The organism is Variovorax dokdonensis (assembly GCF_030316895.1).
In the GTDB taxonomy this organism is placed as follows: Bacteria; Pseudomonadota; Gammaproteobacteria; order Burkholderiales; family Burkholderiaceae_C; genus Variovorax; species Variovorax dokdonensis.
In genome coordinates this window covers 238,213-250,118 of record NZ_JASZYV010000005.1, presented here as the reverse complement: position 1 = coordinate 250,118, position 11,906 = coordinate 238,213, and the positions used below count along the sequence as shown (strand labels likewise).

10 protein-coding genes are annotated in these 11,906 nt (G+C 65.8%); 9 read left to right on the top strand and 1 reads right to left on the bottom strand.

Translation table 11 applies throughout. The features are described 5' to 3' along the window. Window positions 1-455 precede the first annotated feature (455 nt). Window positions 456-2,357 (top strand): ribosomal protection-like ABC-F family protein, encoded by a 1,902-nt coding sequence (gene abc-f / locus QTH91_RS21520; protein ID WP_286662190.1) that lies wholly within the window; start codon window positions 456-458, stop codon window positions 2,355-2,357. A 72-nt stretch (window positions 2,358-2,429) separates the two neighbouring features. Beyond that, a complete protein-coding gene (locus QTH91_RS21515) occupies window positions 2,430-4,220 on the top strand; it encodes a phospholipase D-like domain-containing protein (RefSeq protein WP_301334707.1) in 1,791 nt (596 codons plus the stop codon). A gap of 24 nt (window positions 4,221-4,244) precedes the next feature. On the opposite strand, the gene QTH91_RS21510 is transcribed toward QTH91_RS21515, so the two are convergent. Then, window positions 4,245-5,660: an aminotransferase-like domain-containing protein gene (locus QTH91_RS21510; protein ID WP_286662188.1), complete on the bottom strand. Its 1,416-nt coding sequence runs from the start codon at window positions 5,658-5,660 to the stop codon at window positions 4,245-4,247. Between the two features lie 96 nt (window positions 5,661-5,756). On the opposite strand from QTH91_RS21510, the gene QTH91_RS21505 reads away from it, so the two are divergent. From QTH91_RS21505 to QTH91_RS21475, 7 genes are read left to right on the top strand one after another with little or no spacing between them, the layout of a single operon-like run. Beyond that, entirely contained in the window at window positions 5,757-6,356 is a 600-nt protein-coding gene (locus QTH91_RS21505; protein WP_286662187.1) for a LysE family translocator, read from the top strand. After that, complete coding sequence (locus tag QTH91_RS21500; protein WP_286662186.1) at window positions 6,353-7,324, top strand: DMT family transporter; 972 nt, start codon at window positions 6,353-6,355, stop codon at window positions 7,322-7,324. The genes QTH91_RS21505 and QTH91_RS21500 overlap by 4 nt, the downstream gene beginning before the upstream one ends. Continuing rightward, window positions 7,321-8,544: an aminotransferase-like domain-containing protein gene (locus tag QTH91_RS21495; protein ID WP_286662185.1), complete on the top strand. Its 1,224-nt coding sequence runs from the start codon at window positions 7,321-7,323 to the stop codon at window positions 8,542-8,544. The genes QTH91_RS21500 and QTH91_RS21495 overlap by 4 nt, the downstream gene beginning before the upstream one ends. Before the next feature lie 21 nt (window positions 8,545-8,565). Further along, the gene (locus QTH91_RS21490) at window positions 8,566-9,207 is read left to right on the top strand and encodes a glutathione S-transferase family protein (protein WP_286662184.1); all 642 of its coding nucleotides are present in this window, start codon (window positions 8,566-8,568) and stop codon (window positions 9,205-9,207) included. Window positions 9,208-9,212: 5 nt separating this feature from the next. Further along, entirely contained in the window at window positions 9,213-10,142 is a 930-nt protein-coding gene (locus QTH91_RS21485) for a PhzF family phenazine biosynthesis protein (RefSeq protein WP_286662183.1), read from the top strand. A 15-nt stretch (window positions 10,143-10,157) separates the two neighbouring features. Further along, window positions 10,158-11,129, top strand: coding sequence for a threonine dehydratase (locus QTH91_RS21480; RefSeq protein WP_286662182.1), 972 nt, complete (start codon window positions 10,158-10,160; stop codon window positions 11,127-11,129). Then, complete coding sequence (locus tag QTH91_RS21475; protein WP_286662181.1) at window positions 11,126-11,836, top strand: VOC family protein; 711 nt, start codon at window positions 11,126-11,128, stop codon at window positions 11,834-11,836. The genes QTH91_RS21480 and QTH91_RS21475 overlap by 4 nt, the downstream gene beginning before the upstream one ends. The last annotated feature ends 70 nt before the right edge of the window (window positions 11,837-11,906 follow it).

Sequence of the window (11,906 nt, the reverse complement as noted above, 5' to 3'; positions counted from 1 at the left end):
TATATTTTTAATGATCCCACTCAAAATTCTTCATTTCGAGCCAGACTCGCTGCGATCAGCGAAGCCTTAGATTATCGCACAGATTTTAAAGACCTGTCAAACTTCGGGGTTTAAATTGATCTGCGATGCAGCCTTTAAACCTCTTTCGAATTGCGCGCCTATTTGCACCGCTTTTCGATTGGCTCGTTTGAGCCGAGCCTTGAATTATGACACGAAAAATTCGCAACTTTCAAGACCGTCGACAACTTTCTTCAAACCTTTCGATTCGACTCAGTCGACTTGCGAAGACTGCGGATTGTTTGCCGAGCCCACGAGTATACGACATGTTTTTTCCGCTTCGCAAGCGTGCAACCCGCCACCAGCATCCGCCTTCGAGGTGCCGAGTGCCCGCCAAGCCTCTGCGTAGGCATTAGGCAGCTGGCCGGAGAGTCAAGCACTCTCTCGATAATGGCGCGATGTCATTACTTACCCTTTCGGGCGCCCATCTGGCCTTTGGCCATGTGGCGTTGCTCGACCAAGCCGAGTTCTCGCTTCAGGCGGGCGAACGCGTCGGACTGATCGGACGCAACGGCGCCGGCAAGTCATCCTTTCTCAAAATTCTCGGCGGCCTCGAAAAAGCCGACGACGGGCTGCTTCAGCAGCAGCAGGGCCTGCGCATCTCCTACGTGGCCCAGGAGCCTCTACTCGATGGCGACTCGACAGTCTTTTCCGCGGCAAGCCAAGGGATTGCAGATGTCGTCGCTGCACGCGATCTTTATCTTCAAGCAAGCGAAGGCGCCGACCTGGATGCCCTGCAGTCGCAGATCGAAGCCAGCGATGGTTGGAACTGGGAGCAACGCGTGCATGAGGCCCTGCACCGCCTCCATCTTGATCCCGAGGCGCTGATCGGCACGTTGTCCGGCGGTACACGCAAGCGCGTCGCGCTCGCGCAAGCGCTCGTGACGATGCCGGATGTCCTGCTGCTCGACGAGCCCACGAACCACCTGGACCTCGATTCCATCGAGTGGCTGGAGCAGTTGCTCATCGACTTCAAGGGCAGCATCGTCACGATCACCCATGACCGCAGCTTCCTGGACCGAGTGGCGACGCGCATCGTCGAACTCGACCGCGGCGTGTTGCGCTCGTACCCAGGCAACTTCACGCAGTATCAGTCCCTCAAGGAAGAGCAGCTGGCTCAGGAACAGGTCATCAACGCCAAGGCCGACAAGCTGCTCGCGCAAGAAGAAGTGTGGGTCCGAAAGGGTGTGGAGGCGAGGCGCACTCGGAGCCAGAGCCGCATCGGCCGCCTGGAGACATTGCGCAGCCGCCGTGCGAGCCGGCGAGAGGCACTCGGGCGCGTCAACATGGAACTGGCATCCGGCATGCCCAGCGGCAAGATCGTTGCCGAGCTGACGCTGGCGGGCAAATCGTTCGGCGACAAGACCGTCGTGCGCCAGTTCAGCGCGACGCTGCTCCGGGGCGACAAGGTGGGCCTGATCGGCCCCAACGGTGCGGGCAAGACCACACTTCTGAAGCTCATCCTCGGCGAACTGGAACCTGACACCGGCAAAGTACGGCGCGGCACGAATCTGCAAGTGGCCTACTTCGACCAGATGCGCAACGCCCTGGATCTGAACGCCACGCTGGAAGACTTCATCAGCCCAGGCAGCGAGTGGATCGAGATCGGCACTCAGCGCAAGCATGTGAAAAGCTACCTCTCGGACTTCCTCTTCTCCCCGGCGCGAGCGGCCTCGCCGGTGCGCTCGCTCAGTGGCGGGGAGCGCAACCGCCTGCTTCTGGCAAGATTGTTTGCGCGGCCCGCCAACGTCCTTGTCCTTGACGAGCCGACCAATGACCTCGACATCGACACACTCGAGTTGCTGGAAGACCTGCTCCAGAACTACGACGGCACCGTGTTTCTGGTGAGCCACGACCGGAGCTTCCTGGACAACGTCGTGACAAGCACGATCGCCTACGAAGGCGACGGCCAGTGGCGGGAGTACGAAGGTGGCGTGCAGGATTGGCTGGACCAGTCGCGCCGCTCCCGCCAACTGGCAGCGGCGTCGGCCGCATCTCAGCCCAATGCGCAGACAAAGGCAAAAGCAGAACCGGCCGTGCCCGCCACCGCGGATCCAGTGCCGGCTGCTCCTCGGCGCAAGCTCAGCTACAAGGATCAGCGGGAGCTCGAAGCCCTGCCGGCACGCATTGCCAGTCTTGAAAGAGAACAGCAGGAAATCGATCAGGCCCTGGCCCGTGACGGCGGCGCCATCTACGGCACCGACCCGGCCCGCGCCGCAGAACTGGCGCAGCGGCACGCGCAGATCGAGTCGGAGCTCATGGCGGCCTTGGAGCGCTGGGCAGAACTGGATATCGGCTGACAGAGCCCCCCACGCAAATGCCGATATATATGAGGCCTTCTCACTGAGCGCCGTCATCCCGGCGCATGCCGCATGCCGGAATCCCGTGCGTTCAATTTCCAATCGGGCCAAAGGCCCCGCACCAGAGTACAGCGCCTTCGTTGGCCGGCGCTGGCCGCAGCCTTGTTGCTGGGCGCTTGCGCCCAGCTACCACGTCATGTTGAACGCCCGACGTCCTTTGCGGTGCCGCCCTCGTCCGGTTCGCCGCTGGTCGAACTGACCGATCGCCTGCGGCCCAAGGAGTCGGCAACGGGCAGTTCCGGCTTTCTTCTGCTGGAGGGTCCGCAAGCGGCCTATGGCGCCCGCCTTGCGCTCATCGACGCCGCGCGCCAAACCTTGGATCTGCAGTACTACGCCATCCACGTCGATGCCAGTACGGGACGGCTTGTTCGAGGGCTGCGCGCCGCCGCCCGGCGCGGCGTGCGCGTGCGCATTCTTCTGGACGATCTGCACAGCACCGGCCGCGACGCGCTGATCATGCGGCTTGCCTTCGAGAACAACATCGAAGTGCGCATGTTCAACCCCGTCCCCGGCGGGCGCCGTTCGATGGCCAGCCGACTGTTCGGGGCGCTCGAAGACCCGGATCAGATGCAACAACGCATGCACAACAAGCTGTTCGTCGCCGACAACGCCATGGCGGTAACAGGCGGGCGAAATCTGGGTGACGCCTACTTCGGCAACAGCGACGACGCCAACTTCGTCGACGTGGACGTGCTCGCGGCCGGCCCCGTCGTCGCCTCGCTGTCCAAGAGTTTCGACGCCTACTGGAACGACGAACGGGCCTATCCGGCACAGTCACTGATCAGCCCCAAGGAACTCGAACAGATTCGCGACGAGGCGCGCAAGGAAAGCGAGCAGCGCAAGGACGAGCGCCCAGCCCCAGGCCAGGGGCCGACGCCTGAATCCACGGCCCCTGCCGATCTCCAAGAGCGTGAGCGAGAGGCCGAGGCACGCAGCGAACGTCGTCGACGCGCCTGGGACGAGCAGGCCATGGACCTGCGTACCGTGAAGCTTTCCTGGGCCCCCGCTGCCGTGCTCGCCGATCCTCCCGAGAAGATTGGCTCCGACAAGGAAACCGAAACTGCACAGCCGAAACCTGACCTGTCGCAACCTGACGCATCCCGGGTCGCCAAGCCAGGCGCCGCGGTCAAAGCGTCACAAGCACCGGGACAGGTCCAGGACGAGGTTGGCGTCGTCGACAGTCTTTTGCACCTGTTCCGTCAGGCGCGCCGGGAGTTGGTCATCGTCTCTCCCTACTTCGTGCCTGGGCAGGACATGCTCGACGCATTGGCCGATGCAAGAAAGCGTGGGGTTCGAGTGCGTCTGCTCACCAACTCGCTGGCGTCCAACGATGCCGTGGCCGCGCACGCGGGCTACGTGCGGCACCGCGATGCACTGTTGAACATGGGCGTAGAGCTGTTCGAGCTTCGCAGCGAAGGCAGCAGCGGGCTTGGCGCCTTCGGATCGTCAGGCACTGGCTCAAGCGGCGCATCGCGCTCGATGCTGCATTCGAAGGTTCTGACGCTCGACGGGCAGTGGCTGGTGATCGGTTCGATGAACCTCGACCTGCGTTCGCAGCTGCAGAACACCGAGCTGGCCCTGCTCATCCACTCCCCCGACCTCGCGAAAGATCTGAACGAGCGATTTGGAACCACCGCGAAACGTTCGGCCTGGCATCTGGAAAAAGACGAACAGGGACAACTCGTCTGGCATGCGCCCGAGGGCAGCGGACTGCCCGACGCCCGGACCGAGCCAGATACGACGCTGGGTCAACGCGTGATGATGCACTTGCTCGGCCCGTTGGCGCCGCAGCGGCTGCTGTGACGTCGCCATTCGCACTGACCGACCTCAGCGCAACTCTTCACGCACCCGGGCGTACACCTTCCAGAACTGCGCATCCTGCGCCGTGGCGAAATTGACGCGCATCCGCGTGTCGGGCGGCCGCCGCGCATGAAAGAGAGACCCCGGGGCGATGAGGTAGCCCTCGTCGAGCAGGCGCTGCGTCAACGCATCCGTGTCGACCCCAGTCTCGACCCAGCCGAACAACCCCGCAGGCTCCGAGACGAAGCTGCAGCCCGCCGCCAGCGCGAGCTTGACGGTGCGCTGGCGAGCGGCATCCAGCCGAACGCGAATGCGCTCGCTGTGGCGCCGCAGCTGCCCCTGATCGATGCACCATGCCAAGGCGCGCTCGAAGATGGCTGGGGTCGTGAGCGTGGTGAGCAGCTTCGTCTCCAGAAGCCGGGCATGCAGCGCTGGCGGGGCCGCCAGATAGCCGATGCGCCAGTTGGGCGCCAGGATCTTCGCGAAGCCACTGACGTAGATCGTGCGCTGCAAGCCATCGAGTGCGCACAGACGAGTGGCATGGTCGGGCGCCAGGTGGCTGTAGGTGTCGTCCTCGACGATGTGGAAGTCGTGCTGGTTTGCCAATTGCAGAAGACGGTGGGCACTGCCGGGCGTCAAGCTGTAGCCCGTGGGGTTGTGCAAGACGCTCACGCTCACGAACAGCTTGGGTCGATGACCGTCACCGGCTGAGCAGTAGCGCGCCATCACGTCCAGATCAGGACCGTCCGCGCGCCGGGGCACCGGCAGGATGCGCATGCCCAGCGCCTCCAGCCGGGCGAATTCGATGGCCCACCCTGGCTCCTCCACCATGACAGGATCGCCTGCGCGCAGCAGCGTCCTGCTGACGATGTCGAGCGCATGCGTGGCGCCGATGGTGGTCATGATCTGCTCCGGCGCGGCCGGAACGTTGATGCCCAGGAGCTTCTGCGAAAGGCTGCGGCGCAGCGCGGTGTCGCCCGCGGGCTCGCCATACTGGAGTGAAAGCTCCTGGAGCACCGGGCCGGCAGTCACTCGGCGCAAGGCGGCCGGCATGAAGGTGGAGTCCAACCAGTCCGGTGGGAACACACCCATCCCAGGCTGGGGCTTTGCACTCGGCCGATGGAACATTCCCCGGATCAGGGAACTGGCATCGGCAGGGATGGGAGGCGCAGCCACCATGGCCGCGGCGTTGGGCGGCGGCGCCGGCCGGACGGCCGCATCCCGCACGTAGAAGCCACGCTTTCGCCGCGCTTCGACCAAACCTTGCGCCTGCAACTGGTCATAAGCCGCGACCACGGTGTGCGGGCTCACGCCGTGCTGGCGGGCGCAGTCGCGAACCGAAGGAAGCCGAGCGCCTGGCGCCAAAAGACGGCTGCGAATGCGCTCGGCGAATCGCTCCGAGAGCTGGTCGGTCAGCGACAGGGCGTTGGTTCGTGTCAGCATGAGGAAACTGTGTCTGGCGCCAGAGCGATACAGATCAAGAAATTGTCCGTCTATCTGTACTGCATCTGTAATGGTCGCCAGTTTAAAGTGCTACTGATGAACTGGCAAGAATTCACTGCCCTCATGGTGCTGGCCACGGCGATGAGCTTTTCACCTGGCCCGAACACCACGCTTTCCACCGCCCTTGCCGCGAACGGCGGCCTGCCGCGCGCCATGCGCTTCGTGCTGGCGGTCCCGGTGGGCTGGACGCTTCTGCTCCTGTTGTGCGCTGCAGGCATCGGAGCCGCCGTGGTCGCGGTTCCGGCACTGCGTGTGGTCGTCAAGGCACTAGGGATTGCCTACCTGCTCTTTCTCTCGTGGAAGCTCGCGGACAGCCGAACGCTGGGCCAGGCCAACCGAGCATCCCTGCAGGTCGGGTTCATCCAGGGCATTGCCTTGCAATTCGTCAACGTCAAGGCGTGGCTGCTGGCGCTGACGATCGTCGCCGGCTGGGTCGCCGGCCACGGCGACGCTCTGCATCGCCTTGCGGTCGTGGCGCCGGTGATGCTGGTCTTCGCATTCGCAAGCAATTTCGTCTATGCCTTGGCCGGCGCCCTGCTTCGCAACTGGCTTGCACAGGGCAGCAGACTGCTCTGGTTCAACCGGGCCATGGCGGCAGTGCTGGTGCTTACGGCCATCTGGATGGTGCGCGCATGAAGTCCAACGCCGCTGCGCGCCCGGCGCGGGCATCCGACGCCACGCTCGGCATGTGGCTGGGCGTACTCGGCGTGGCCATCTTCGCGCTGACGCTGCCGGTGACCCGCCTCGCGACCGGTACGCAGGAGGCACCCCAACTGGCGCCATGGTTCGTCACGCTGGGACGAGCAGCCCTGGCCGGCGCGTTGTCTGTCGGCTACCTTCTGCTGACGCGCTCGGCGCTGCCCAAGCGCCACCACTGGCGCCCGCTGGCGCTGGCCGTGCTCGGCAATGTGCTCGGCTACCCGCTGCTGCTGGCCTACGCCTTGCGCGTGGTCGATGCGGGTCACGCCGCCGTGGTGACTGCACTGCTTCCCCTGGCCACCGCAGCCATCGCCGCCTGGCTGTTGCACCAGCGCGCCAGCGCCGGCTTCTGGTGGTGCGCCGTGGCGGGGAGCGCCCTGGTGGTCGTCTTCGCGCTGTTGCGATCGCAAGGCTCTGGTGGAATGTTCGGCTTCGAGTGGGCCGATCTGCTGCTGGTCGCCGCCGTCGTCGCCGCCTCGCTCGGATATGTCTGCGGCGCAAAGGTCACGCCCGAACTGGGCGCCGAGCGCGTCATCTGCTGGGTGTGCGTGCTCGCCCTGCCCGTCACCTTGCCGGGCACGCTGTGGCTGTGGCCACAATCGCCCGTGGCGCCATCGGCCTGGGGTGCCTTCGTGTACCTGGGCGTCTTTTCGATGTGGATGGGCTTCTTTGCCTGGTATCGCGGCCTGGCGATGGGCGGCGCGCTGCGCGTGAGCCAGACTCAATTGCTTCAGCCGTTCGTCTCCATCATCGCTGCACTGCCGCTGCTGGGCGAGCCCATCGAAGGCTTGACCGTTGCCTTCGCAGCCGCAGTGGTCGCCACCGTCGTTCTCGGCAAGAAGCTATCCCAACCCGTAACAACCGCACCTGCGCTCGCATCCCGCTCCCCCAAGGAAACGCCATGAAATGGAAACTCGCCGCCCGCTCTGAGAAGATGAATCCCTCGGTCCTGCGTGAAATTCTCAAGGTCGCCGAACGTCCCGGCATCATCAGCCTGGCCGGTGGCCTGCCTTCGCCGCGCACCTTCCCCATCTCCGCGTTCGCGCAGGCCTGTGCGCAGGTGCTCGACGTCAATGGCGAAGCGGCGCTGCAATACGCGGCCAGCGAGGGCTACGGCCCGCTGCGCGAAGCCGTGGCGCACATGCTGCCCTGGGACGTCGATCCCGCACAAGTGCTGATCACCACCGGCTCGCAGCAAGGCCTCGACCTGGTGGCCAAGGTGCTGCTCGATCCTGGCAGCAAGGTGCTGGTGGAAACGCCCACCTACCTGGGCGCACTGCAGGCCTTCAGCCCGATGGAGCCCGACCCCGTGAGCGTGGCCAGCGATGCCGAAGGCGTGCTGCCGGATGACCTGCGCGCCAAGGCCGCGGGCAGTGACGCTCGCTTCATCTACCTGCTGCCGAACTTCCAGAACCCCACCGGTCGCACGATGAGCGAGGCTCGCCGGGCCGCCGTGGTCGACGCCGCACGCCAGGTCGGCCTGCCCATCGTCGAGGACAACCCCTACGGCGAACTGTGGTTCGACCAGCCGCCGCCGCTGCCGCTCACCGCGCGCCATCCGCAGGGATGCATCTACCTGGGCTCGTTCTCGAAAGTGCTGGCGCCCGGCCTGCGCCTGGGCTTCCTGGTGGCCCCCAAGTCCGTCTTCCCCAAGCTCCTGCAGGCCAAGCAGGCGGCCGATCTGCACAGCCCGATCTTCAACCAGCGCATGGTTCACGCGGTGATGCAGGACGGCTTCCTCGACCGCCATGTCCCCACCATCCGCGCGCTCTACAAGCACCAGCGCGACGTGATGGTCGACGCACTGCAGCAGGAAATGAAGGGCATGGACGTCGAGTTCAACAAGCCCGACGGCGGCATGTTCCTCTGGCTTCGCTTGCCGCAAGGCATCGACACCGTCGCCTTGCTGCCGAAGGCGGTGGAACGCGGGGTGGCCTTCGTTCCCGGCGCCCCCTTCTACGCCGATGGCGGTGATCCGCGTACGCTACGCCTGTCCTTCGTGACGGCCAGCGAGGAGCAGATCCGGCAAGCCATCGCCGCCCTCGCCGACGCCATCCGCGAGCAACTGGCGCACATCGCCGCTGCACGCACCGAGCAATTGCTGGCCGACGCGCCGGCCCCTTAGCAATCAGAAAGTCCATTTGCCATGCTGAACATCTGGGGGCGCATCAGCTCCATCAACGTCCGCAAAGTCTTGTGGTGCGCGCAGGAGCTTGGCCTGGAGTTCCAACGCACCGAAGCGGGCGGCCGGTTCGGCGTGGTGACGACGGCGGAGTACCTGAGCCTCAACCCCAATGCCCTGGTGCCCGTCATCGACGATGGCGAGGGTGAGCAGCGCGTCGTGCTGTGGGAGTCCAACGTCATCGTTCGCTACCTGTGCGCAAAACATGCGCCGGGTGCGCTCTATCCGCAGGAACTGCCCGAGCGCTTCCTGGCCGAGCAATGGATGGACTGGCAGCAGACCACGCTGAACCGCGCCAGCGGTCCGGCCTTCGTGCAATTGGTTCGCACGCCTGCCGAGCAACGCGATGTCGACGCGATGGCGCAGTCGATCCTTGCCACCGAGCCCTTGTTTGCCATGCTCGATGCGCACCTGGCCACGCGAGAGTTCATGGTGGGCGACCAGTTCACCATGGCCGACATCCCGCTGGGCTGCGAAGCCCACCGCTGGTTCGGCCTGCCGGCAGCCAGTTATGCGCGGCCGTCCTGGCCCAATGTCGAGCGCTGGTTCGGCCAGTTGCGCACACGCGCCGGCGCGCGCGGTGTGCTGGATCTTCCCCTGGAGTAGTCGACATGCGCACACGCCCCTTCAAGCAGGTGGACGTCTTTACCGATACACCCTACCTGGGCAACCCGGTCGCCGTGGTCCTCGACGGCAGCGACCTGGACGACGACGCCATGCAGCGCTTTGCGCGCTGGACCAACCTGTCCGAGACGACCTTCATCCTGCCGCCGACCGAGCGCGGAGCCGACTACCGCATCCGCATCTTCACGCCCGGCGGAGAACTCGACTTCGCAGGCCATCCCACGCTGGGCACCTGCCACGCCTGGCTGGCCGCAGGCCATGCGCCTGCCCGCAGCGGTGAGGTGGTGCAGCAATGCAATGCCGGACTCGTGCGAATCCGCCGGGTCGACACACCTGCCGGCGGACTGGCCTTCGAGGCCCCGCCCCTCCGCCGCGCCTCGCCCAGCCCGAGCGTCCTGGCGAAGGTGGCTGCCGCCCTGAACCTCAGGGCGCAGCAGATGCTGGCCGCGCAGATGCTGGACAACGGCACGAAATGGCTGGGGCTATTGCTGCAGGATGCAGACACCGTCCTCGCGCTGTCGCCCGACCACCGCCAATTGCGCGAGCTTGGCCTCAAGGTCGGTGTCGCCGGGCTCACGAGCGGACAAGACGCCGGACTGCTGATCGCGCGCGCCAATCGCGAAGCCCGCGCCTTTGCCGGCACCGAGGCGCAGCGTCGCTTGCCCGAACAGGCTCAACTCGAAGTGCGCGGTTTTGCCGCGGCCATCGGCGTGGACGAAGACCCGGTCACCGGCAGCCTGAACGCCAGCCTGGCGCAATGGCTCATCGCCGACGATCGGCTGCCAGAGCGATACGTCGCAGCGCAAGGCCAATGCCTCGACCGCGATGGACGCGTTCACATCGAGCGCGACGGCTCGGGCCAGGTCTGGGTGGGCGGCGGTTGCGCGCTGTGCATCGACGGCAGCGTCGTCCTCTGAACAACCGGCCTGCCCATGAGATTCACGCCCGAAGAAATCGCCGACGCCCAGGCGAATGTGTATGCCCTCATGCCACCCACGCCGCAATACGCCTGGCCGCTGCTGAGCCAGCGCCTGGGTTGCCGTGTCTGGGTCAAGCATGAAAACCACACGCCCACCGGCGCCTTCAAGGTTCGCGGCGGCATGACCTACATGTCGAGCCTGCGTCAGCAGCAGCCCCAGGTGCGCCATGTGATCAGCGCCACGCGCGGCAACCACGGTCAGTCGATCGGTCTGGCCGCCGCCCGCCAGGGCTTGTCGGCCACCATCGTGGTTCCGCACGGCAACTCGGTGGAAAAGAATGCCGCCATGCGGGCACTGGGCGTGCGCCTTGTCGAACACGGCGACGATTTCCAGGCCGCGGCCGAACATGCCCGAGCCCTGGCCGACGCAGATGGCATGCACATGATCCCTTCGTTCGCACGCGAACTCGTGCGCGGCGTGTGCACGTACTGGATCGAATTCTTCGAGCACGTGCAGCGCGCTGGCAACGTGCCCGACGTGGTCTTCGTTCCCTTGGGCATGGGCTCGGGCTTTGCCGCCGCGGCCGCCGCTCGCGCGCACAGCCGGGTCGACTGCCGCCTTGTCGCGGTGGTTTCTTCGCATGCCACCGCCTATCTGGATTCCTGGCGCGCCGGGCGCGTCATTCAGGCTCCGGCCACCACGCGCCTGGCCGACGGCATGGCTTGCCGCGCGCCGGATGCCGAGGCGCTGGCCATCGTCCAGCAGGAAGCGGACGACGTGATCGCCGTCAGCGACGACGAAGTGGCGCAGGCCATGCGCATGTTCTACACCGACACGCACAACCTCGCCGAAGGTGCGGGCGCAGCGGCACTGGCCGCCGCGTGGCAGCAACGCGAGCGCTGGCAGGGGCGCACCGTGGGCGTCACGCTCAGTGGCGGCAACGTGGATGCATCGCTGTTTGCCGAGGTGCTGAGCCAGTCATGAAGCAAGCCGTGGTTCCCCACGCAGAAGTCGACCACCTCGTGGTCGCAGGCGCAACGCTCGCTGATTGCGAGCAATGGTGCGAGGCCACGCTCGGCATCGCACCCGGCCCTGGAGGCCAGCACCCGCTCATGGGCACGCACAACCGGCTGCTCGATGTGTCGGGGCCGCGCCATCCGTGCTGCTACCTGGAGTTGATCGCCATCGAACCCGGAGCCCCGACCGCACGTGCGGCCGGACTGCGCCGCTGGTTCGACCTGGACGACCCACTGCTCCAGCAGCGCCTGCACGAGCAGGGTCCGCGCCTGATCCACTTCGTCGCGCGCGTGCCCGATGCAGCGTCGGCCGTCCAAGCGCTCGCGCATTGCTCGCCGCCGATCGATCGTGGCACCGTCATCCAGGCGTCGCGCGACAGCGCGGCTGGCAAGCTCGAATGGCAGATCACCGTGCGCGACGATGGGCAACGGCTGATGCACGGACTGGTGCCCACGCTGATCCAGTGGGGTCGACTGCATCCCGCAGACGACATGCCGCCGAGCGGCCTGACGCTCCAGCAACTGACCGCCGACCATCCCGAAGCCGGAGTGCTGGCCGATGCCTATGCGCGAATCGGCCTGGGACAGGTGCCAGTGGAATCCGGGCCCCCGCGTCTGACGGCCCTGCTGCAGACGCCGCGCGGCATGATCGAGCTGACTTCGGACGGCATCTGAGCCTCAAGCCGCGCAGGCGACACATCATGGCCGCACCGTCGCCCCGGCGACGGCCCCATGGCTTCGCGCT